The following is a 25,276-nucleotide window of genomic DNA, read 5'->3' as shown; positions in this document are numbered from 1 at the left end:
GATGCGTTCCTGGGATGTAGTCAATCGGTACTTAGAAGAGAATAAGATCCGTTATATTTCCGCGCTCGGGTTTTTTGTATTATTATTCGTACTGGTCGTTTATATTCCTTTCTCTCAAAGAAAAGACGTTTATAAAGAATTTATACTAGACCGCCTCAGAAGTTCCACAGGTTTGGACATTAAAGTTGCAGATTCGGATCTGTATCTTCTTCCTTTTCCTGGTATCGAGCTAAATCAAATCGAAATCCGAAAAGACAATGTATTAATTGCTGTCAGCGATAAAGTAGATATAGATATTTCCTGGTTTGGTCTTATCAAAAGAGTGATAGAGATTCGAGATATTTCCATCAACGGAGGATCCCTTCACTTAGAAAGAAGAAAGGACGGATCTTTCGACATAGTAGAATATTTGAATGGAAAGAAGAAGGAAACGGAACAAAAGAGTAACGTAAAAGAACTTTTGGATGACGTTAATTCTCGGATCGGATTTTCTACCGAAGACTTTTTTGCGATCAGTCTGAAAAATATCGAAATAGATAATTTCACATTAGAATACAACGAACAAAGTCACGACAGAAAATATATTGTGTATTTCAAAAAGTCCCAGGTCTCCGTTTCTTTTTACGGAAAGGATGTGGATCTTTTATTTCAGGGCAGAATAGACGATCAACCCATTGATCTAGAAATGACGGGTGGTTTGCAAAACTTCCCTATAAATTGGGAAAAATTACAATTTAGTGCAATCTTAAAAACGGAAGAATTGTCGCTTTCTTTGCTAAGAGATCTATTCCACATATTCCCGGCAGGCGATTTCTCCAAAACAAAACTTTCAGGCCGAACGGAAATACTAAAGGAAGAAGGCACCATCTTCAAATTCAAGGTGCGAAACCAGATTAAAGATCTTGCATATAAAGGAGGACTTCCTTTCGGAAATATCAGATTGAATGTAGACTTCGATCTGGACTTAATCAATAAAAAGATAGCTTTTCCTTTTATAGAAGCAGTTTGGGAAGGGGTAGCAAAAGCCACCGCAAAAGGAAGTGTGAACTGGAAAAATAGAAGTTTAGGCCAGTTCGATATCAAAGCAGACTACGGAGATTATCATAATCTTTTAAAACTTGGAAAATTATTCCAGGTCCGAGAAGATCTTTACGATCCGAATTCTCCGCCAGGTATCTTCTATTTTACAGGAGAATTAAATAATATTTTCGCATTCAAACATAGATTCGCTCATATCAAAATGGAAGCAAAGTATGTGGATCCACTGCTTTCTATCCCGAATTTCCATGCGTATATCTATAATGGCGAAATATTAGGAAAAGCCAAAATATATCCCGATATCCCTAAGATAGAAGTAGAAGGAGACGCGCATAGACTCCAAGTGGATAAGGTTCTTCTTCCTTACTTGTCCGAAAAAATTATGGAAGGAGAACTATCTAGCTGGTTCTCCTTTGAAACACAGATCAGAAATCATTCCAGGGATTCAGTGACGGAACTTTTCGCAAACATGAAAGGAATCGGAAATATCACGATCAAAAACGGAGAGTTAGTCGGTTACGCAAACTTCATGGTTCCAGTTCTAAACACCCTAGGTAAAATTATCGCGTTCAAGGGTGTAGATGGAAGAGAATTGAAATTTGTATCTCTTAAATCCGATGTAAAAATTTCAGGTAACGAAATGTATTTCCCCAACATGAAGCTGGAAATCGAGAACAGCGGAATGGATGTGGATGGAAAAGGAACCGTTGGTTTCGATCAGAAAATTGATATGAGACTCCATCTTCGTTTAGGTGGAAAATACATCGGTAAAGGTTTACATATTCCAATTATCTATGCCGGAACATTCGGAAAAAGTATACCCTATGTGGATCCTATTTGGCTCGGTAGCGTGTATACAGGTATGACATTGTTAGGACCTTATCTCATCCCTTTAGGTGGACCTTACGCAGGTGGTGTGGCAGGGTCCGTGATTGGAGAATATGTCCGAGACCTTTGGGATGGTGTTACCGGTCTATTCGGCGGAAGCAGTTCGGACTCGGACAAAAAACAAAAAGAAAAATAATTAATATTCTTTTCTTTCCAATTCTTCCTTAGTCGGAAATACCAAATTCTGATTCATCAATTCATGGCTTAGATTCAAAAACGCTCTTGCCTTATTGAAATGTGACTCGCAAATCTTAGGTTGAGTATCGCAAAGATTTACTTCTTCCCGTGGACCTTTTGCGGAATATTTTAAATTACGATTTCCATCCACGAAATGGATATAGAATAAATCCGACTCGATCCAACCGATCAGATTTCCGTAAGCAAAGTACGCGGACTCTGTCTTTTTAGGAGCTAACAAATTTCTTCCCATAGCAGAGAAGTATGCCTCTTTTCCTACAAGGCTCAATATCGTAGGAATCACATCCAATTGAGAAGCATCTCTCTCATCGATTGCAGGTAATATTTTTCCGGGAGAATATATTAAAAACGGAATATTTCTATCTTCATAATAATCCAAATAACGATGATGAGTATGGTCAGCCACGAATATAAAGATTGTATTATCGAAATATTTGGATTTTTCGGCCCGGTCCATAAAATCCCTAACTGCCCAATCCGCATAATGATACACATTCAGATATTCGAAGTCTCTTTCGTCTTCTTTAAAGATCCTGAACTTAGGATCCGGGGCACGGTACGGATAATGTGTGGATAAGGTTAAAGAAACTCCCAAAAAAGGTTTTTTGGATTCCGAAATTTTTTCATGCAGTACCTGAAGTACATCCGCGTCGTCATAACCCCAGGCTCCAATCTTAAATCTGTTCAACTTAGATATTTCTTTTTCGCCTAGAACAGAATCGAATCCCCAATGAGGCATTAGAGTAGCTTTATTATCAAAACTTAGATCTCCACCGGTTACGAAGAAGGTGTCGTATCCCATACGCTTAAAAATATTTCCTATCCCGGAAAAATTTCCCAACACTTGGTGAGTCCTTACCACAGTCAATCCAGGTCGATCGGGCAGACCGGTCAGGATAGACATCATACCGTTAGTAGTTCTTCCACCTGAGGCAAAAAACCTGGTATAAAATCTTCCTTTTCTTAAAAGTTTATTAAAATTAGGAGTGAGTTCTTTTCCGAAAACTTTTCCATCACTGATCGGATCTATAAATTTTCCGGTCCAGTTTTCCAGAAGAATTAAAACAATATTCGGAGGTTTTCCGTTATTGGTTTGTTTCTGTTTTCTTAATAAAGGATATTTTTTTCCGATAAATTCCGCACCCTCATAAGAAATCTCTTCTCTGACGATACGAACCGATTCCTTGGTTTCCAACTTCAGATAATTCGGAATGGACTGGCTTTTCAAATCCATGATAGAAGTGAATACACCATTCAATGCAATATTATTTACAAAGGAATGTCCTGAAACAATCGCATTACTCGCTCTTAAAGGAGTTTCTTGAATTCCTCCTCGGATCGCAAAAACAACAATTATCAAAACAACGAATGATAGAATACTATCCCTTTTCCAAGATTCAGGTTCGTGTTTGTATGGATTAAATTTTAAGAAAAAATAAGTAGATAGTGGCAAAAACACCAAAATTAAAAGAGAAGCCACTACAGCCAAAAAAGGATTCTGTTCAAAGGCTGACTTTAAGATCACCCCCATATCCTTTCCTATAAATACAAAACCTTCATATCCTATATGTTTATTGGCATTCTCGAAATAAACTATATCCGCGATTAAATGCGAAAGCATCCAAACGCTGATCAGAATCGGAAAATATCCCCAGAAAAAATTAAAAAACTTAAAACGATTTAAATATGGAAGGCAAGAAAGAAAAGCGAATGGCCCTAAGATCATTCCAATGACTGAAATATCGAACCTAAGTCCTACCAAGATCGCCCATAAAATATCCTTGGTTTCTGCGCCTTCTAATCTATAGGAATACACCCAAAGAAAAGCCGCTTTATAAAGAATTAGAATGAGAACAAAGTAGATGGCGTATCCGCCGATCAATTTAAGATTGCTTGGTAAACGTTTCATCTTTTCCAATTGATTAGAATTTTAAAGAGCCTGTCGGGCAAGACAAAAAAGAGAGATACCGGCTGCCAACCAAAGTCGGATTTTAGTCCAAGTCCAAACCTTCTAATCTTAAAACTTCCAGGGCGTTACTGGACTGGACTATTCCTGATCTGATCTTATAATCGAAAGTCATTTTGCCGTTCTCGATTTCTTCTCTGAAATGAAACAAAGAAAGCTCAGGCAAGTCGGCCAATTCCAGATCATGAGTGGTAATGATCCCAAACACTCCGTACTGCCTTAACTTTTTTAAGATCCCTTTACAGGCGATTGTCCTTTCTCTAGAATTCGTACCCTTTAGAATCTCATCTAACAAGACTAATCTGCCTTTTGCGGAATTTTTAACATCTTGTAATATTCTTCCCAAACGTCTGACTTCTGCATAAAAGAAAGAGATCCCTTCTTCTACAGAGTCTTCGTTTCGGATACTGGAATGTACTTCTAAGATAGGAGTTATAAATTCGGAAGCAGGTACCGGTCCCCCTGCCATTGCAAATATTCCGGAAATTCCCAACGCTCTTAAGTAAGTGGTTTTTCCGGACATATTCGATCCGGTCAAAAGAAGAAGTTTCCCTGGTTGCATAGGCTCCAGATCATTCGACACCCTTTTTTCGGAAGGGATCAATGGATGAACCAAATCCTTTGCATGGATTGTTACATTCGATTTTTCTAATCTAGGAAATGTAAAATCTGGTTCTATCCAGCTCAAGTTTGCAAGTGGAAGCAAAGAATCCAACTCAGCAAGATCCGACATAGATGCTTTTAGGGAGGCTCCATCCTTATTCCACCAAGATGTGTACCTTCTCCAGATCCAAAGATCGAAGAAAAATAAAATATTCAAAAAAGCATGAGCTAGAGGAGACTGTGTATAAGCAGCAAGATTGGAAATTTTAAGAAATTGTTTCCAAGAGTTTTTTAATTCCTTCTTTTTCCAATTGGAAAGAAAAACTTCTCCTTTTGTTCCGGATAGATTTGAAGAACGGATATAGAGCAGAAGTTTTCCTAATTCCTCCAATGTTTCAGAGTCTTCTGCGATAGGTTGTAACATCTTTAAAGATCTATTTCTGTACGATCCGAAAAAGGCGGAATGCAGGATGAATATTCCGAATCCCCAGGTTTGTCCGAATAAAAAACTTCCTAATACTAAAACCCAAACAAGAACTAACCAAACAGGAAATAGAACTCTAAGAACTCCGGCTACATTTCCAAAAGAAAATTTCCAAAAATCATTCGGTTCTTCTTCAAATAAATTAAATGGAAAATCTATCTTATTCTTTTCGGAACGTTCCGGTTGTAAATTCCCGATCTTGGGGATGTAAGAAGGAAGTTTTTCTTCTTCTCCTTCTCTTCTAGCCGGAAAAGAAGCCTCGTACAACCTAAATTGTCTGAGTAATTTTTGTAGTACCCTTTCTCTTCTTGAAAGACCAAACACCGCGGATTGTCTTGCGATTACTTTGGATTCTTCAGGAGTTTCTAAAAAGTATTCTAAAAATTTGGAAGTTCCCTTTTGTATAACTGTTGTGTCTATTCTAGAGAAGATCCCCTTCTCCCCTAAAAAATCCAGATCCTTGGTCCATGAGGGAAGTCCAGTCTCTAATACAAGATTTTTATAATATTCCCTCTTGGATTTTGGATAATGTTTTCCATCCAATTGGATCCGGGAGATCTGAGCTGTCAGAAAATCAGACCAGACATTTAATCTTCGGATCTTCTCCCTCCTTTTTTGGTACGCAGAAAGTAATCGATAGAAGACTGCTAAGATAAGGATCGAGGGTAAATAATATAGATCAGAAAGAGTACGAACGAGATAAACTCCCATGATCCAGGAAATAAAAAATAAAAAGGAAAGTATTCTAAAAGTGGATAAAAGAGAAAGGGCAGATTCTTCCTTTTGGATAATCCTGCCAAGGCGGGAAATTTCGGATCCAAGTCGACGGACCCTGTTTAGGGCGTTCATACCGCTAAAGTGACGTTCTCGTAGTTTTCGGTCTCTCTTTTGTATATTTCATGGTCCAAAAGGCGGACCAAAGAACCGACATCTTGCATTAACCATCTGGAAACCATTTTGCCTCTATCGCGGCCCAAAAATTTGTCCACATAGACGTAACCGAATAGATCCGTGCCGTACTCGTATACGACGAATCTTCCCGATCTTTTGCCAGTCCTATTTTCCAGACGGATCTGCATTTTACCAAATTTACTGCGCACTTTCTTTTCGTACAAGAAAAAAAATATCTCAAGTATTTTCGCAAAGTCCCGAAGTACAGTTTGGGAGAAAGCTTCCTTTCCAAGGATGGAAAACCCGGAACTTTCTCCCTTTTTTCCCGAATGGGGTCGCACGGAGGCGATTTATGATATATCCCGAAATGGATCCGGATCTACGGAGTTCCTTCGCAAAAATCGGAAAAACCTTTGCAAACCTTACAAATGATACCGCTTTACCGGAGTTCGGTTTAAAGGCAGGAAATTTGTTGGATAGAAGACAAATGAAAATCCTAGTCGAAATTCGCAAAAGAAGAATCAATTCCAAACAATGGAATAGTTTCCAAAAAGATTAAAACCCAAACCAGGAACAAAAAAGCCCCTCGAATTCTCGAGAGGCTCTCCTGAAAATAAATATTCTAATTTTTTAATATTTAGTCTTAGTTGAAGGAAGTTTCACGTTCAGGATAATATCCACTTCCGTTACTTCTCCCTCTCTCACCTTAATATCAGCATTATTCAAATTCAGATCTTCTGCAAAGGTAGCCTTGATCTCGTACTCTCCCGGTTTCAAGTTTGTAAACCAGAAGTTACCATTTTGATCAGTATTTAGTTTATTGATACCTGTTACGCTTGTAACAGTAGGCATAAAGATCGGCTGATTGATCACAGGGTTATCCAAGGTTCTGTAAAATACTTTTCCTCGGATCGCTCCATAACCTGTCATAGAAGTCACAACTTCCAGATCGTTTCTTTTATTAGGAAGAACTGCCTGGGTTTTTTGAACTTCGGGGTAATCATCCGCTTGGATGGTTACCTTATGAACTCCGGCAGGTACCCCTTTGACAGTTAAGGTATAAGTCGCGCCTGGGGTTAGTTTTCCCATTCTCTTAGTCGCGCCCCAATAATTGGAAGATTCGGTCGCGATCGTCTTATCCACTTCCTTATCGTCGATGAGTACTCTGATAGAACGATTTCCCACTCTCTTCTTACCAGAGGTTATACGGATCTCCGGAGGAAGGTCAGACACGGCATATGCTCTATCTTGGATAATTGTTGTTTTGATTACCAGATCACCTTTTAGATTAGTAGGAACAACTGGAGGCTCTTCGTTAGTAACAACAGGAGTTTCAGGCTCAGGCTTAGGAGGTTGAACATCCGGAACTGGAGTAGGATTTACAGGAGGTTTTACAGGCTCGACAGGTTTTGGAGGATCAGGTTTTTTTTCTCCCGCTAAGAAGATACCCGACGCGTTACCCGAAATCTGAGGCACTTGTTCGTGATCGTACTTTTTAGCCATATTGACTGTTTCGTCTTTAGAAGCAAAGAATGCTTCGAGGGCAGTGATCACATTGTCCTGGTTTAAGTCTCCACTAGAAAGGGCCTTTCCGAAATTATACGTAAAGATCCCATGATTGATTGTTCCGCCTACTTCGATTGCAGTTTGGTTATCATCCGCACTGGAAATGATCGCCTTGTCTTGGAAGAAAAAGTCCTGAGAGTCTTGTTTAACTGTTCCATCACTTCCTTCCGGAATTGGAACGTTCGCAGAACCTCTGGTTGCCTTTCCTTTTTTAGCAATCCCTCCGGAGAAACAGCAATCGAAAACGAAAACTGTTTTAGGAGATTTAATAGCTTCTAGATAATCGTTCAACTCATCGTCGGAAAGGTGAGGCCTATCATAACAGATGATCAGGTTTCTCATTCCGTTTTTAGCTTTTTCATCCCTTTGAAAAGCGCCGTGACCGGAGAAATAAAGAAATACTGTATCATCCGCTTTTGCTTTAGAAGCAAGAGCCTTAATTTCTTTCTGAATATTGTCTTTGGTTACATCTTTACCCAAAACAATTTTGATCTCGTCGAATTTTCCTACACGCTTGATCTCATCGTGTAGATATTTGGCATCCGCCTCACAAAGATTTAACTCAGGAATTCCGGCTTTGTTTCCTTTATAGTTGGATCCGAAGATAAGGCCTAACCTTTTCTGCGCGAACACATCGGTGGAAAACAAAAAGAGGGAAATTCCGATTATGGAAATTAAGGATTTCAATCAGAGCCTCCTGGCTTGGGTGTCTCAAAATAGCAAAAAGCTAGGCTTTGTCATTATTTTTTTGCCCTAAAGATAGATACCTTCCTAGAGCGAGTACAGGACGTATGACCTGAGGTTTTCCGATTTTTTTTCCAAACTTAGAACGATTTTAGAGTTTCGGGCAAGAAATTTCCAAGATGATTCGGGGCTTTCCGCCGGGTTTTCGAACAACCATTAATTTTTAGGGATTTTTTTAGTTACATAAGGGGTGAGAAAAATATGTTAAGGCGGTTAAATAAAAAAGGCCGGAAAATTCCGGCCTTTTAATATCCAGTATTAGGATTTTATTATTTACTCAGCCATTTCATCATGCTGCGTAATTTTTTACCTACATCCTCGATAGGATGTCCTGCGTTTTTCTCTCTCATCTTATTGAACTCAGGATAACCCGCTTTGGTTTCTGCGATCCAAGCTTTTGCAAACTTAGAACCGTTTGCTTTTTGGATATCGTTCAGAACGTCCTTCATACGAGCTTTAACACCTGCATCAATGATGCGAGGTCCGGAAACGTAGTCTCCGTATTCCGCAGTTCCAGAAATGGAATAACGCATACGAGCCAATCCACCTTCGTAGATCAGGTCGGTGATCAATTTAACTTCGTGTAAACACTCGAAGTAAGCGATCTCAGGATCGTAACCTGCTTCGGTAAGAGTTTCGAATCCAGCCATGATTAGGTTGGAAAGACCACCACAAAGAACTACTTGTTCTCCGAAAAGATCCGTTTCAGTCTCTTCTCTAAAAGAAGTTTCTAGGATTCCTGCTCTTCCTCCACCTACTCCAGCTGCGTGAGCTAGTGCCCTTTGTTTTGCTGTTCCAGTTGCATCTTGGTTTACAGCGATCAAACAAGGAACTCCACCGCCTTCTACATATACTCTACGAACCAAATGTCCTGGTCCTTTTGGAGCTACCATGTAAACGTCTACGGTTTTAGGAGGTTGGATGAATTCGAAATGGATATTGAATCCATGAGAGAAAACTAATGCGTCTCCGTCTTTTAGATTCGGCTCGATATCCGCTTTATAAATATCAGCTTGGATTTCGTCCGGAGCTAGGATTTGAATAATGTCCGCTTTTTTAGCGGCTTCGGAAACGGAGAATACTTCAAAACCTGCTTCTTCCGCTTCTTTTTTGGATTTGGATCCTTCTTTCAGACCGATGATAACTTTCAGCCCGGAATCTTTCATGTTCTGAGCTTGTGCGTGACCTTGGCTTCCGTATCCGATTACGGCGATGGTCTTTCCTTTTAATACGGAAAGATCCGTGTCTTTATCGTAGTATAAATTGGCCATTGTATGGTACCTCGAATTCTACCTTTGAAACCTTTAGATACCCTGCGCTTTGGAATGAGACTTAATGCCTAAGGCTAGATCTCGAATTTTTGTAGCTCGGAGGACGGGCAGCCGCTTTGAAAACGGGAGTCGAACCGATTTCTAAAGGTCGTTTTTACAAAACATTGTGAAATGGCCGATTCCACAATCTAAATTTGTTTTAGTAGCCCTTCGATTTCAGGAGTTCGTCTAGCTTTCTGACTCCTGGACTTTCTCCATCTATGGACTCTGCAGCTTCAAGGACCGAACGTGCCTCGTCGAAACGACCTAATAGCCTGTAATTATCCGTTAGATTGATTAGGTTCGCGAGACGATGAGGTTGGGAACTACGGACCTTCTCCGCTGCGTGGCTAGACTTTGCATATTCTTTTAAATGTTTATAACATACGGAAAGTAAGAACCAGATATTCGGAGAATCCGAATCGAACTCTAAATATTTTTCAAACCAACGAGAAGAAGGGTCATATTCTTTTCGGTCATAATACACTTGTCCCAATAATCTCGCGGCTGCTTTGAAAGAAGGAACAGAATGTAATGCTTCTTCCAATAATACAACTGCAGTTCCAATCTCCCTCTGTTGCAATAACGCTTTGGCTTCGGTATATTTTCTTAATACAGACTCAGGTATGCCGGCTTTGGATTCCGTAATATTTGGAGAAAGTTTTTCATGAAACCCGATGCGTATCAAAGAAAGGTCGTCAGATAATGCACCTAAACTATGGATACGATCCACTAAATGATCCAGATCACCTTTGGAATCCTCTACGGTTTTCAGAAACATGTTCTCATCGGAGTTCATATTCCAATTTACTCCGTCTTCGGTTAGATTGATATCGTCTCTTCCATCCGAACCTACGTAAAGAATATCCCCGGGCCTAAGATCGAATTCCAAAATTCGAAAGCTCATTTCGGAAGGAGAGCCTAGTTTACGTAAAGTTAATTCTCTTTCTAAAAAAGAAGCTTTTCCATCCCGGAGAAGTACTGCCCACGGATGTTCGGCATTAAAATAAAACATCTTTCCGGTTCTTTCGTTGATTAGTCCGAGAATGGCAGAAGCCATCATCACACCGTCGAAGGTTCTAAAAATATCATCTAACTCTCGGTAAGCTTCTCTCACCCAATCTTCCGGAGAAATATTCAGGACTTTCCCCTGGCTTGCGGATCTTGCCATGATATTGTTCATAGCCGTTCCAAGAACGATGGCCCCTCCTGCACCTTGCATGGATTTTCCCATCGCGTCCCCGTTTAGGAAGACGGACCATCTTTCCTTTTCAGAACCGAATAAAAGGTTTCCGCTGATACAAATATCGCCGCCTATCTCGGATTCTTTATTCTTAAAAACGAATTTTTTCTTTTGTTCGATATAGAAGTTAGTCGTAACCGAAGAGGAGCGATTCCAATTCGTCATCAAAGGTTTACTCAAAAGAGAAGTTAAAAAATAATCTCCATCTTGCTGCACCTTAAGCGACTGGATCTCTTCCATTTTTTCAGTCACTTCTTTTGTGCGAGCATCCACCTTTTCTTCCAAGGTGTCCGCGTATTCTTCTAACTTTGTTCTTCCTTCTAGTATGCTTCCCACCATCTTATTAAAAGATTCGGAAAGATATCCAATTTCATCCTGTACGAGTACGGGAATTCGTATCGTAAGATTTCCTAAATTTACTTCTCCCACTCCTCGGATCAAAGTATTCAAAGGTCGCACTAAACTTCGATTGAAGAAGAACGGAAACAAAACTAAGATTACAAATACAAGTGAAAGAGTTAAGAACACTAACCAGCTATTTGTTTCATCCAAAAACTTTCTATAATGCAAATATGGAAAAGCAACGAGCAGAGTTCTTTCCCCTACCTCGTCCCTAAGATAATATGAATAGAATAGATCATTGGGAGAAGGTACGTAATCTTCGGAACTTGTTTTTGGAAGATTAGTGATGGGAGTTCTTTTCAGGAAATTACCGGACTTTTTATTTTCTAAAATTTCCTTCTGGGCCAGATTCAAATTCGGTTCTAAACCAGCAGATTTTATCAAAACCTTCGGTTTATTAGAAGAATCTCCTAAAGAAACAGCGTATGCAATCGAAGAACCTTCCGATTTTCCTGTATTCAAAAAGGTTTGCGCTTCCTTAATACTAATCTCATCGAATAAGGACTCGTTTTTTAGATTTACGACTGTAGAAAATGCCTGAGCAAAAACTAAACAGGTCGCCACAGTAATTCCGATAATTTTGGTCATAAAAGAAGTTTTATCTACAGTATTATTAATAAATAATATAGTTAGAGTAAAATATCCTAAGATCATAAAACCAACGTACAATTGTTGGAACGCGTTAAAAGTGATTACACCCGATCTAAACAAAAGATTGGAAACCACTGGAACTAAGTAGGTGACATCCATTCCTAGGGACATCTGCACTAAAGCTTTTCTTTCTTCCTTATCCGCTCTGATAATTTTTCGGACCTGGATAAGTATCATGACAAGAAGGAAAGCGAGTAAGGAAACCGCAAGCAGATTGCCCACCTTTTGTTGGTAATTGTATATTTGTCCCGTAAAATCGAATAACGGCTTATTCGTAAATATCTGATAATATGAATAAGAGATCGTAATTGAAGAAATCCCGAGTAATGATCCAATCACATACTTTGCTTCCTTAGGATGATCATTTCTAGGATATAAGTACGCAAATATACAAAGGAAAATCGTACCGAATACAGCCGCCGGTCCTGTAACTAGTCTATGATAAGACGCTTCCGGAAAAGGAAGAATCGCAGAGAAGAAGAACCCGAAGTTAATCAAAAAAACGAAAAGGAAAAGATAAGAGAACGCGCTCGTATAGTTCGCCTTCTTTTTTAACGCAGCTAAAAAAGCGAAAATAATAAAGGTGAAAATGGAACAGATGAGCGAAGAGATCGCCCATGAGTTAAAATAAACCATGGAGCGACTTTTCTAATCCCTAGTGCTTAGAATTCAAGATTTTTCTATACAAACTAGTTCGGAAATTTTATCGGAAGGATAACTATCCTTTCGAAGCCAATGTTTGGGCTTCAGTTTCCAAAATTTTGATGGTTTCCGCCAACATTTCGCTCTTATTCAACAAAGAATCCATAGAACTTTGCAAAGAAGATACAGACGTCATGATTGCATTGGCTCCTAACGACTGTTCTTTAGAAGCTGTTTCAATATCAGAAGATAAATTTCTTAAAACTGAAAGACTGTTCAAAAAACGTTCGTTCACTATTTTTTGTTCGTTCAATAATTGATTTAATTGTTTAAAACTATCTAAAAAGTTTGTGAACAAAGTATCTTGTTCCTTCACTTTTTCATTCGCAGTATGAGCAGATTTTTGTCCGTCTTGGACATACTTTGTACTTTCGTTTATAATTTTAGAAATACGATCTGCGTTTTCGGAACTACTTTCTGCAAGTTTTGAAACCTCCGTAGCGACCACCGCAAATCCTCTTCCTGCGACCCCCGCTCTCGCCGCTTCAATAGATGCGTTCAAAGAAAGAAGGTTTGTTCTATCAGCGACATCCGACATGATCTGGTTTACTTCTCCAACTGAGCGGAAAGAACTCCCCAAAGATTCTAAAGAAGTTCTAAGACCATCCACGAATTCGCTTACCGCTTTTCCTGCATCCAAGACTATATCCATATTCCGATTCAGATCACTGGAATGCCCGGAAATACGATCGATCAAAGTGTTGAGATTTCTACTTTCTCCTAATAAACCTTCTATCTTTGTAAATTGGTCTTTTACTGTTTCCGCAGATTGTTCCGTCTGTGCTAAAAATTCTTCCATAGTAGAACTGATCTCCTCGAAAGAAGCGGCATGATTACTGATTACCTCAGAAAAATCATCGGAGAAATCTTTTAATTTTTTGGAATTCTCTCTCAAAGAAACTGCGGATTCGGTCATTCTGACCCTACCCTGCTCAAGATCTTCTTTGGATTTTTCGATGGCTTGGGATTTTTCCTCTTCTACACTCTTTAACTGCAGAAAAATTTTAATCACCGCAACAACGATGAATGCGGTGGTCATTAAGAATAACATCTTAGTAATCTGTTCCGACATAGCAGCATAACCGGGAGTAATGGAAACGATACTATCCTCAGTAAAGATAACTCCGGTATTAGCAGCGTTCACGGTTACTAAACTTTGACAAATGATGGTTAAAAATCCGGTCAAATATACGAATCGAGGAGAGAGAAGAAGCCCCGCATACACGATATAAATAACGTTAATTGTATAGAGTACAACCTGCTTGATAACATTCGAAGCAAGTTTAGCATCCTCGGTAGTCGCACCGATCATTACCAAACAAAGGACTACAACGTCGGTTACTATAAAGACTTTTCCTAAAAAAGGAGACACTCCGCTCCCAAACCTAGTTTTGAGAAATGAGTAGGTGACGTATATCACCATAGCCGAGGTGCCAAGAATATAGAGCGAGTTTTGGAATAGGGTACTTCTTTTGTATCCCATTGCGATAGAGGCAAAGTAGAGCAATGTTAGTCCGAATCGTATTCGATTGATCGTTACCGGACCTTGAGCGAGAATTTTCTCCGTTTCGGAACGTGTCGCCATATTAGAAAAACCCGCCTTAAGAATATTTTTATTCTTTAATATCCAAGACGGCAAAAGGGTGAATAAATCGATCCTTTTTCACAATTTATTCGTGGAAAATTTATTGCAAAAGAAAGTTAACGCAATGGTTTAAAAAACCGAAATAGATTTCAGCGGCTTATTCGATATATCACAATATATCAATTTTCCATCGCGAGAAGCTCTGCTTCTTCTTCCAAAACCCTAATCGTGTCTGATAAAAGTTCGCTTTTTCTTAATAAAGAATCCATTGAACTTTGCAACTCCGATATTGCTACCATGATCATGGAAGCTCCTGTATTTTGTTCATTGGAAGAAGTCTCTATTCCAGCGGAAAGTTTTCGCAATTCTGATAAACTGGAAAGAAATTCGTCGTTTATCTTAATCTGATTTTCCAAAAGTACATTTAACTCGTTAAATCTTGCCATAAAAGCCGTAAACTGATTCTCTTGGTCCCTTACTTTCTCTGTCGTGACTGAAGCGGTATTTCTTCCGTTAGCAACATACTTATTAGATTCTCCGATAATCTTTGAGATTCGAGCGGCGTTCTGACCGCTACTTTCTGCAAGCTTCGAAACTTCCGTAGCAACGACTGCGAAACCTTTACCTGCAGCTCCTGCTCTCGCGGCTTCTATAGAAGCATTCAAAGAAAGTAAATTAGTACGGTCTGCAACTTCAGCCATAATTTCCGTAACTTCTCCGACAGATCGAAACGACTCCCCCAGAGATTCTAAAGAGTCGGAAAGACCGGAAACAAATTTAGTAACTTCTTTGCTTGTACCTTGAACGGAGTGAATGCGTTCATTTAGTTCAGAAGAATAATCTGCAATCTTATCGATCATAGATCTGAGACTTTGGCTTTTACTCACTAATTGTTCTATTCTCCCGAATTGATCTTTTACAGTTGCGGCAGCACTCTCTATCTGGGATAAAAATTCACCGAGCGTACTCCCTATTTCATCGAACGATGCTGCATGATTGTTAATTACATCGAAAAATTCGTTAGAAAAATTCCGTAAAGACCTAGACTTTTCCCTTAAAGAAACGGCTGCAGAATCCATTTTTCCTTTACTCTTTTTCAATTCATTTCCGGAAATTATGATCGTGGCTAATTTTTCCTCTTCCGCGCCTCGCAAAAGTGAGAAAATATTAATCACACTTTTTACTATAAACGAGATCACGATAAGGAAGATCAATTTCAGTATTTGTTCGGAAATCGAAGCGAATCCTGGAGAAAGTACTTCTAAAGGTTCTTCCGAAAATACAACACCGTGAAGATAACAATTCAATATGACGATGCCTTGAGAGACAGCAGATACAAATCCGGCTAAAATTACGAATTTCGGGCTAAGAAGTAATCCGGAATATACAATAAATATTACGTTAATCGCATATAATATGATCTGTCTTATTATTCCGGAAGACATATTCTTTTCTGTGGACGCGGCAAAGAACATCACACATGCAAGAATTATTATATCGGAAAGAACTGAATACATTCCGATTTGTTTAGGAATTGTTCCTCTTCGAAAAGAATATAATAAATTCACAAACGAAACAATCGCCATCGAGATCGTCCCGCCCAAGTAAGCCATATTCTGTTCAAAGGTACTTTGCTCCCAAGAAGCTGCCAATGAGGCTAAAAATAAGAAAACCAGTCCGATCCGTATCCTTCCGATAGTTAAAGGACCGAGAGCCGCTATTTTTTCAGTAGTCCGTTCGTTGTCCATTAACGACCTCCGAAGTACATTTTGGTTTTATAGAAAGAATGCCCTATGTTCAGATCGAAACCTGAGAGAATCGATACATTTTTTATAAAGTGAGCAAAAACTCACATTTATACTAAATATCTAAAGAATTTATATATCAAAAAGTGACGAGGGTTCCGTAAAAGCGGGAGAAATTTACTGGTCTTTCGGATTCCAATTTTTCCTAAGAACGTCTCTAATCCTGAGTACAGCCTCGTTTTCAGGCTCTAAATGTAGAGCAGATTGGATCATATACATTGCTCTTTCATAATTTTTTAAAGCGATATATACCTGAGCCAGGTTCATAAGGTTCTTAAAATGATCCGGTTCTCTCAGTCTTAATCTTTCCCCGAAGTCTAGAGCCTTTTTTAATTGTCCCGCCTTTCTTGCGGAGAAAGAAGCTACGTATAAAATTTCCTTATCTACAGGCTTAAGGTTGAGATAGTCTTCTGCGTAATGTGCTGCTTTGGTATAATCCTTGAGTTTTAAGAATAACTTTACGAAGTTTTTTTTCACTTCAGGGATACGACTGTCCAATGTCTCCGCTTCTTCCAAATAAGTAATGGCTTCTGCCACGTCTTTGTTTTGAGAAGTTTCCTTAGCTTTATGAAGTAGGTCTTTTATTTTTTGTTTCTGTTCATCGTGAAGTTTTTGTTCCGAATCCGCTTCTTTAAAAGAAAGTCGGATCAAAGAAAGGTCGTCAGTAAGAGGACCTTTTCCAACGATACAATCATAAATTCCATTTAAATGCCCTTTACCGTCTTCCACAAGTCTAAGGAAAAGTTTTTCGTCATCGTTGATAATCCTTCCCCCATCTTGATCTGTCCCAATTAGAATATCGTCCCTACCGTCAGAGCCTGCAATGATCACATCTCCAGGCTCTAATTGGAATGTTTTAATATAAATACGACCTTCCATTCCTGTAGTTCCGAGTTTTCGGAACATCAGCTCGTCTTCTATAAAACTCGCAATTCCATCTCTGTATAATACTGTCCAAGGATGTTCTGCATTAATAAAATATAAAATACCAACTTCATCGTCAACGAGCCCCATTACAGAAGAAACTAACATAGACCCGTCAAAACTTTCAAAAACCTTATGTAACTCCGTAAATGCGTTCTTTAGCCAACGTTCTGGAGATTGGTTTTTCATAATATCTACTAACCTAGTTCTTTCTATGATCGATTCGAAAACCGATCCTAAGACCAATGCTCCCCCCGCTCCTTGCATGGATTTGCCCATAGCATCCGCATTCAAGAACACTGTATAAGATCTACCATTCAAATCGATATGATTGGATATATTTAAGTCCCCGCCGATCTCATCGTGATATCTTCTGAATGTGAATTTTTTCTTTTGTTCTAGTAGGAAGTCTACCTTTACGTTTTCATGGACTGCTTTGTTCGCACCTAAAGGTTTGATCAAAAGAGAGGTTAAGAAATAGTCTCCGTCCTGTTGTTGTTTGAGCTCTTGCACTTCTCCCAAGGTTTGTTCCAATTCCTTGGTTCTCTCTTTCACTTTTTCTTCTAGCTCATTAGCATATTGTTCTAATCTTTTGCGGGCAGATTGGATAGACCTTGCCATTCTATTAAAAGATCTGGCAATAAATCCGATCTCGTCTTCTACCCTTGGTTCAAGTCTATAATCCAAGTTTCCGGAATTTACTTCAGTTAAACCTATTACTACTTCGTCCATAGGTTTAATAAGAGCGTTTTGGAAGAAAAATCTGAATCCTATACTGATCACTAGCATGATCGCAAGTAAACATACGACTAAAATTAATGCAGGTTCATGTATAAAGGCACGGAAGGATTTATATGTGAAACCTACTTCGTACACGTTTCCATTAATAGGGTGCACTACCAAATACGAAACGTAGTACTGAGGCTTTTCATCTCCTACTTTATAGTATTTTGTTCCTCTATAAATCCTTTCGCCCACTTCCCGGATCGGAGATAAAGGAAGAAGGACCGTTTTATCCAAATCGGACTCGGATATATCCGCCTTAAGATCCGCTTCGGTATTCACTCTTACTTTTTCTAAAATTCCGGAAAGACCCACTTCTTCTGATTTTAAAATTTTATAAATTGCAGGGGCGTCCGACTTAGAAGCCAAATGAGAATATTTACTTCGTACTACTTTTAGTCTTTTGTTAAGATGTCTGAAAAAATCGCGAATATCTTCGTCCGAAACCGAATCAGTCGCTTTCGATTCTAAAAATTGTTTTAGCCCTTCTTGGTACGCATAAAATTCTTTAGGAGAATTTTCCAAAATTGTTTTGGATTTTTCCCATCTAACTTTAGCAGGGAGGCTTCCTAAACTTGTAAGATTTTTAGAAATATAAAAGAACCGGATCTCTAGTCTATCTTCTGAATCAAATCTCGGATCCTTAAAACCTCTCTCAGTTCGAAAACTATTTTCATTCGGATCGAAAGAAGTCAGATATGCGAATCCGTTTGGGCTTTCTCCTTGTAAAACGACAAGTTTAGCTTCTTCTTTTTTAATCAAATCGAAAGAAGAATCGTATCCATTTAATATGGCAAATCCTACCAGCTGGAATGCGAGAAGAAAAGTGGCCATACTGACTCCCACAATCCTACTCAAGATCGTGGTTCTTTCTTTGGTCGCGTTTACATAAACGATAAGTATTAAGAATAAACCGGCTACAAGAAGAATGTCTGCTGTTTGCTGATAAACCGCTCTAGAAACTGTCCCTTCTCTACTTAAAGCATTCGTAATACCTGGTATTAGTGTGATGGTCAGATATGCGACCGTGATATAAATGACGGACCTTCTCTCTCCCCCTTTTTCTACGATCGCTCTCCAAATCGCTGCAATCAAAAAGATGAAGTTATAAAGAAAAACTATAAGAGAGAAAATTTTATAGAATAAATGAGTTTCAAAATCCCAATAATGGCTCCCCATCACGAAACTTCGAGTGGACTTTAAGGAAAGAATAATATAGAAGATCGCTAAAGTGATAACTCCCGCATACAAGACCGAATACAAAATGAGTCCTAACTTTTCTCTTTTAGGAGTAGGGAAATAGAAGAAAAAGATAAAAAGCTGAGTATAACCCACCATAGGAAAAGGGATCACGATCCATCTGTGAAAGATTGTCCACTCTTCAGGAGAACAGAACGCCACTAAATATCCAAAATGAAATATGGTGGTGGATAAACTCGAAAGGCCTAGATGAAATGCAGCCCTACTTCTGTCCTTGATGGTCAGAAAGAAAAAGGATACATACAAAGAGAATAATGAAGCGAGTAAGGATCCGAAAAAATAGAAATTAAAATAAAAAGGGTCCATAAAAAGAGCAGCCTAAGAAATTGATCCGAAGGACCGCTTCGTCAAGGAAAATGCGAAAAGAAGTCCGAACTCAGAAGACGAAAATTTTTTTACAAAACTAACAATGCGAATTCGAAGTTTTTACCAGTTAATATTGCCCGCCCCAACAGACATATTTTATTTCCTGATACTCTTCGATTCCGTATTTGGAGCCTTCTCTGCCCATGCCGGACTCTTTTACTCCGCCAAAAGGCACTTGTTCGGTAGATAAAATACCTTCATTTACAGAAACCATCCCGGCTTCCAAGGCTTCTGAAATTCTCCAAATCCGTGCGGGATCGTTTGTATACACATAAGATGCCAAACCTACATCACTTGAATTTGCAATTTGTAATGCTTCTTCTTCCGTTTTAAAACTTTTGATTGGTGCAAGAGGACCGAAGGTCTCCTCTTGAAAACATAATGATTTTTCGGAGATTCCCGAGAGAACGCTCGGTTCGTAAAAGTTTCCTCCCAGAGAATGAGGTTTACCTCCGATCAAAAGTTTTCCTCCTTTTTCGATTGCGTCTTTTAAATGTGAGTCCACTTTTTTAACTGCGGCAGAATGGATCAAAGGACCAATATTAACTCCATCTTCAAAACCGTTGCCTACTTTAAATTTGGAAACTTCTTCCGCTAAACCGTAAGCAAATTCTTCTGCGACTTTTTCCTCTACTAAGAATCTATTCGTACAAACACAGGTCTGACCTGCATTACGAAATTTTGATGCGATTCCCCCTCGTATTGCTTCTTTTATGTTAGCGTCAGCGAATACTATAAAAGGAGCGTTTCCTCCTAATTCTAAGGAAATTCTTTTTACTTGACTCGCAGATTTTTCCAAAAGGATTTTTCCCACTCTTGTGGAACCCGTAAAACTAATCTTACGAACAATCTTATTTTCTAAAAATTCATTTGCGATCGGCTCAGGTTGCCCCGTAACCACCTGGAAAACTCCCGAAGGGATTCCGGCTTCTTCTGCAAGAACAGCTAACGCGATTGCGGAATAAGGAGTTAATTCGGAAGGTTTAGAGATAACAACGCATCCAGCTGCAAGTGCCGGTCCTATCTTCCGAGTAATCATGGAAGAAGGAAAATTCCAAGGAGTTAAAATCCCAGTGACCCCCACAGGTTCTTTCCAAGCCATCAATCGGACTTCTTTTCTATGAGTGGGGATCAGATCTCCGTACGCTCGTTTTGCCTCTTCCGAAAACCATTCCAAATAAGAAGCTGCGTAATCTATCTCGCCTCTCGATTCCGCCAAAGGTTTTCCTTGTTCCCAAGTCATAATTTTTGCGAGGTCTTCTTTGTTTTGGATCATTAGATCCGCCCAGTTCCTAAGAAATCTGGCTCTCTGTTTTGGAATCGTCTTGGCCCAATTTTTTTGGGACTTCTCCGCAAATTCCAAAGCCTTTCTCACTTCTTCCCTGGGAAGGTCGGGTACTTCGCCAATTTTTTGCCCAGTTGCGGGATCGAATACAGGTATAACTTTGGAAAAAGTTTTCCATTCGCCCGAATAAAAATTAGAATTTTTGAATAGAGAAGGTCGATTGAGTTGGATCATATTTTTGCCCGAAAGAAGCCCTTTCTCCATACATACATCTTTGAGCCCTTACTGAAAACCGAATTTTGATCCGTCAAAAAAAGCAAATTAGTTTAAAGATCAAATCTTCGTGGGACTTATAAACTTGGGAAAAGTTCGCGTTCTTTGTGAAAATAAAGAATGTTATACATCAGCAAATAGATTAGTAAATAAATGATTACAAATGTATGTGAATTGAAGGAACTCACCCAATTTCGGATAATGGTCATATGGGAAGAATTTTAGGTATTTCCTCAATCCTCCTACTGATCCTCACTTTCCCTCTCGAAACAATTTTAGCAGTAACGATCCAAATGAACGCGGGTCGTATTTTCAAAAAAGTTTCCGTACAAAAAGAAACGGAAACCGAGATAGAGGTGGTCGATCCGGACGGAGTCATATACAGAATCCGAAAGGATAAAATAAAACAAATAACGGAAGATGCTCCTGACACAGTGCCGGAATTTGCTTCCGACGAAAGTGTTCCAACGGGAGCGGTCAAGGCACCTTCTCCTAAGGATACACTTCCAGAACATTCAATTCTACTTTCTCAATCTTTCTCTAATGACGGAGCCTTTCAAGGTTCCGATCTATTCGGAGAAAGACAAGCGAGAAGGAACGGAACCTCTTATAAAGATTATTATGAGGCCTATTTTCTAACTACTAGTATGGAAGTATTAGGTTTGCCTAAACCGTTTAAGCTTGGGCTCACCATGATGAATCCGCTAGTAGATAGGAGTAATACCGATACGGACCTGAGATTACAATCCACACCGGGAGGTCCCGATCAAACGTATCTGTTGGATAAGTCTATTGCAACCGGAACCTTACAGTTCGATCCAAATGAAGTAAAAACCAGAAAAGAAAAGAACGGCCTTTACGATTATCTGTTCACTAGAGCGATGTATGATCATGAGACTAGATTAGGAACATTCTCTGCTGGATTTTTATTCATCAACCAAAACGATCCAGCTTATGTAATGAGAGGATATTGGGTGATCGGATGGAAGGCTCCTTTTTGGGAATGGTTGAATCCTCAGTTCTCGATTAATAATAAAATGTTAAACGATTACGGTGGGACTTTCCAAGGAACTCATAACTATCGTTTAACCGTTTCTCATGAATTTTTTAAAGGAGAAACTTTCAGGATTACTCCTAGCTTAGTGGTAGGTTATGCGGAAGTGAACGATAATACCGATCGAAAAAAAGGGATCAGCGATATTAGTCCTAGACTCCAATTCGATTATGGAAAGTTTTTCTTCGCTGCGAATATGATGTATAGAGCCACGCCCGCCTTGGTAGATAACGCAACTTATACTCCGAATATAGGTGTATATCCTGATAGTAATGCTAACGACGGATTAACGATCGATCCTTCTAAAGCTTACGGATATAAGAATGAGCTTATCATCGACTATATCTCTTCCTTATCGGATGATCCTGCGGTAAAAAGGGCTTTGGTTGACCATTACCAACAGCAACATATAGTTCATGTGATCTTCTTCTACAATATCGGATACACGATTCGTATCTGAAATTTCCAATTCTCCGGTTCAACCGAGCCGGAGAATATTTAGTCCATAAAATACAAAAATTGTAAAGTGGCTGCAAGCTCCATTGCCAACGCAATCCCTATATGTATCAAAATTCCTGCATATACCGATTTGGTCCGATAAGAGATCATTCCTAAAATAAAACCTCCAAAAAAAGAACCTAATGCTTCGAATTGGGGTTTGGTAAAATGTAGCAGACCATACATGAATGCCATAGCTAAAACTGCAGGTTTACTCCCCGCTCTCGACGCCAGAGGAAAAACCATAAATCCTCTAAAGAAAGTTTCCAAAACAGCAAAGTCTGCCGCATAGGAAATCTCGAATAGAATGATCCACAAAGCAGGTGGATAGATCAAATAACCATCGGACATTCTTCCTGCAAATCGTGGATATACGGAAAGGAAAGAAAGAGAGAAAGATGCGATCGCAATTACCGGGAGCATCAATCCTAGTAAAAAGAATACTTCTTCCAACTTTGGGGATTTATTTAAACCTAAAAATCTGTCCGAAGAATTTTTGCGGAGAATGATCCAAACCAAAGGTAATGCAGTGTATGCAAGAATTGTCCCGAGGTAGTTCACCGTAAGCATTGCAATCCCTACGGAAGCAGAAGGAACCCAATTAAACAGTTCTGAGTCTCGAATCCTTGCTGAACAAACAATCGCAAGAACGGTTACAAATCCTAGGATCAAAGGAACCGAAGGTTTGAACTCGTTTAACTTTCCATAAACTGCAAGAGATATCGGGTAGATAACCAAAGCTCCTGCAGCGAAGAATAAAAAGTAAAAAAGACTTAAACCGATCTGATTATCTTTTAAAGCCTGCGTGAAAAGTGGAACAAATCGAGAGGAATAATTATAAGACCAGAAAATTAAAAATAGAAGGAGCACTCCTGCAAAAGAGATCCAATCCTTTTTGGTTTGAAAAAAATCCTTTAAACTTTCTTTTAATAAGCCCAAAATTCTCTCCGGATCGGTGATGCCCGATTCGGAGAGAATTTCCATTAATAGGGCCGAGGTCTATCGTTTTCAGATCAAATTTTAGGAAAGACCACTGATGCGATCCCAAATTCTTTCTCGAACTCGAAACTAGAGACCGCCTTGTTTTTTTTTGGAGGGATCATGGACATCGCTCTTTCCGTCATAGCAGTAATTGAAAGAGAAGGGTTCACTCCTAAATTTACAGGGATCATTGAGCTATCACAAACCCTTAGGTTTTTATAACCGTAGACTTTATTCTCGAAATCGATCACACCTTCTTCCGGATCCGAACCCATTACACAACCGCCCATAATATGCCCAGTGATAGGAGCATTCAGGAGGACATCGTTTAAAGAACTTCTAGGAATTCCTCCTATCTTTTTCGCGATCTTTCTTGCGGTCTGGTTTGCGATCGGAATATAAGAAGGCACCTTCTCGCCTGAACTGATAGCTGAAGTCATGGACTTCTCGAAAGGCCAGGACATTCTTCTTTTTCTAACCAGCTTTACTTTATTATCCAAGGTTTGCATGACTAGAAGAATAAGAGAATTTTTAGCAAAGCCGAAAGGCCAAGATGCTTTCAAAAAATAAATTGGCTGAGTGAACATTGTAAAAAAATATTTAAAAGGTCTAGGAAAGAAACCACCGCCATCAGTCAATACGCTCGCAAGAGTTCCAAAAAAGTCGGAACCTTTGGAATAACGCACAGGTTCTATATGAGTATGTTCGTCCGGATGAATGGAAGAAGTAATCGCAACTCCTCTAGAAAAATCCACATCCTTTCCAAACTTAGTAACTCCTAAAACTGTTTCACTATTCGTACGAACCTCATCTCCCAGACGAGTGGAGAGTCGTTTCATATTTCCTGCTTCCCTGGAGCGTAAAAGTAATCCTACTGTTCCCATCACTGCCGCAGAAAGTACTACAGATTTGGCTTTAAATTTTCTTTTAGGAGTTCCGAACCAACCGGTAGTAGATCGAGTAGAAAGTTGGTAACCGAATTCGCCGCTCGCATTCGGATCGGTTTCTCCTCTTTCATTTAACGGAACTAAATCCGTTACCTTCGTTTCAGGAAGGACTTTCGCTCCCAATTTTTCCGCAAAGAATAGATAATTTTTATCTAATGTGTTTTTAGAATTAAAACGGCATCCTACCATACATCCTCCGCAAAGATTGCAGGTAGTTCTTTCGGGACCTTCGCCCAGGAAATACGGATCTTTTACTGTTTGTCCCGGCTTTTCTCCGAAGAATACTCCAACTGGAGTTGCAGAAAAAGTTTCTCCTCTTCCCATTTCTTGTGCGATTTCTTTTAAGACGGCATCCGATCCGTCTAAGTGAGGATTTTGAACTACTCCTAACATTCTGGAAGCTACCTTGTAAAAAGGAAGCATTCCATCCTTACCACCAATCTTTTTATACGTAGGATGATTTAATGTTTTATCCGAAGGAACGTAAAGTGTGTTTGCATACACTAAAGAGCCTCCGCCAACTCCCGCACCGCTGACTAGAAAAAAGTCTTTTAAAAGATTCAATCTTTGGATCCCGTAAAAACCTAATCTAGGCATCCATAAATATTTATGAACCGACCAATTCGTTTTAGGAAATTCTTTTGCAGTCCATCTTTTTCCGGATTCGATCACTAAGACAGAATACCCTTTTTGGCTTAATCTCATGGCAGAAACACTTCCACCAAACCCGGAACCTACTATGATATAGTCGTAATCAAAATGAACGTTTGTTTTCTCTTCTGTCTTCATAAGTCCGACCTAAACATATCGATTTATTAACTCAATCCAT

At 39.2% G+C, this 25,276-nt stretch carries 15 protein-coding genes; 3 read left to right on the top strand and 12 right to left on the bottom strand.

Translation table 11 applies throughout. The annotated features are described in order from the left end of the window. Position 1: 1 nt before the first annotated feature. On the top strand, positions 2–2,062 hold the full coding sequence (locus CH365_RS02580; RefSeq protein WP_100767054.1) for an AsmA family protein: 2,061 nt from the start codon (positions 2–4) through the stop codon (positions 2,060–2,062). On the opposite strand, the gene CH365_RS02575 is transcribed toward CH365_RS02580, so the two are convergent. The 3 genes from CH365_RS02575 to CH365_RS02565 form a co-directional block, all read right to left on the bottom strand. Beyond that, positions 2,063–4,033: an LTA synthase family protein gene (locus CH365_RS02575; RefSeq protein ID WP_100767053.1), complete on the bottom strand. Its 1,971-nt coding sequence runs from the start codon at positions 4,031–4,033 to the stop codon at positions 2,063–2,065. Between the two features lie 82 nt (positions 4,034–4,115). Next, a complete protein-coding gene (locus tag CH365_RS02570; RefSeq protein WP_100767052.1) occupies positions 4,116–6,026 on the bottom strand; it encodes a MutS family DNA mismatch repair protein in 1,911 nt (636 codons plus the stop codon). After that, a complete protein-coding gene (locus tag CH365_RS02565) occupies positions 6,023–6,256 on the bottom strand; it encodes a hypothetical protein (protein ID WP_100767455.1) in 234 nt (77 codons plus the stop codon). The genes CH365_RS02570 and CH365_RS02565 overlap by 4 nt, the downstream gene beginning before the upstream one ends. Before the next feature lie 164 nt (positions 6,257–6,420). Between CH365_RS02565 and CH365_RS02560 the strand changes: the two genes are divergently transcribed. Beyond that, on the top strand, positions 6,421–6,627 hold the full coding sequence (locus CH365_RS02560; protein WP_100767051.1) for a hypothetical protein: 207 nt from the start codon (positions 6,421–6,423) through the stop codon (positions 6,625–6,627). A 71-nt stretch (positions 6,628–6,698) separates the two neighbouring features. Here the strand turns inward: CH365_RS02560 and CH365_RS02555 are convergent, their stop codons facing one another. From CH365_RS02555 to CH365_RS02525, 7 genes are all read right to left on the bottom strand, one after another. After that, on the bottom strand, positions 6,699–8,321 hold the full coding sequence (locus CH365_RS02555; protein ID WP_100767050.1) for a caspase family protein: 1,623 nt from the start codon (positions 8,319–8,321) through the stop codon (positions 6,699–6,701). A gap of 326 nt (positions 8,322–8,647) precedes the next feature. After that, a complete protein-coding gene (ilvC, locus tag CH365_RS02550; RefSeq protein ID WP_100767049.1) occupies positions 8,648–9,649 on the bottom strand; it encodes a ketol-acid reductoisomerase in 1,002 nt (333 codons plus the stop codon). A 199-nt stretch (positions 9,650–9,848) separates the two neighbouring features. Then, the gene (locus CH365_RS02545; RefSeq protein WP_100767048.1) at positions 9,849–12,620 is read right to left on the bottom strand and encodes a SpoIIE family protein phosphatase; all 2,772 of its coding nucleotides are present in this window, start codon (positions 12,618–12,620) and stop codon (positions 9,849–9,851) included. Between the two features lie 82 nt (positions 12,621–12,702). Continuing rightward, entirely contained in the window at positions 12,703–14,271 is a 1,569-nt protein-coding gene (locus CH365_RS02540; RefSeq protein ID WP_100767454.1) for a methyl-accepting chemotaxis protein, read from the bottom strand. A 179-nt stretch (positions 14,272–14,450) separates the two neighbouring features. After that, complete coding sequence (locus CH365_RS02535) at positions 14,451–16,019, bottom strand: methyl-accepting chemotaxis protein (protein ID WP_100767047.1); 1,569 nt, start codon at positions 16,017–16,019, stop codon at positions 14,451–14,453. Positions 16,020–16,193: 174 nt separating this feature from the next. Beyond that, positions 16,194–19,349, bottom strand: coding sequence for a SpoIIE family protein phosphatase (locus CH365_RS02530; protein ID WP_100767046.1), 3,156 nt, complete (start codon positions 19,347–19,349; stop codon positions 16,194–16,196). Between the two features lie 127 nt (positions 19,350–19,476). Beyond that, positions 19,477–20,958, bottom strand: coding sequence for an NAD-dependent succinate-semialdehyde dehydrogenase (locus CH365_RS02525; RefSeq protein WP_100767045.1), 1,482 nt, complete (start codon positions 20,956–20,958; stop codon positions 19,477–19,479). 218 nt (positions 20,959–21,176) lie between these two features. Here CH365_RS02525 and CH365_RS02520 point away from each other — a divergent pair, with 218 nt between their 5' ends. After that, complete coding sequence (locus CH365_RS02520; protein ID WP_100767044.1) at positions 21,177–22,481, top strand: hypothetical protein; 1,305 nt, start codon at positions 21,177–21,179, stop codon at positions 22,479–22,481. 38 nt (positions 22,482–22,519) lie between these two features. On the opposite strand, the gene CH365_RS02515 is transcribed toward CH365_RS02520, so the two are convergent. Continuing rightward, a complete protein-coding gene (locus CH365_RS02515) occupies positions 22,520–23,503 on the bottom strand; it encodes a CPBP family intramembrane glutamic endopeptidase (RefSeq protein ID WP_244282963.1) in 984 nt (327 codons plus the stop codon). 29 nt (positions 23,504–23,532) lie between these two features. Beyond that, on the bottom strand, positions 23,533–25,236 hold the full coding sequence (locus CH365_RS02510) for a GMC family oxidoreductase (protein WP_100767043.1): 1,704 nt from the start codon (positions 25,234–25,236) through the stop codon (positions 23,533–23,535). Positions 25,237–25,276: the final 40 nt, after the last annotated feature.

The organism is Leptospira neocaledonica (assembly GCF_002812205.1).
In the GTDB taxonomy this organism is placed as follows: domain Bacteria; phylum Spirochaetota; class Leptospiria; order Leptospirales; family Leptospiraceae; genus Leptospira_B; species Leptospira_B neocaledonica.
The sequence above is the reverse complement of the archived record's forward strand: the minus strand, read 5'-3'. Positions and strand labels throughout refer to the sequence as shown.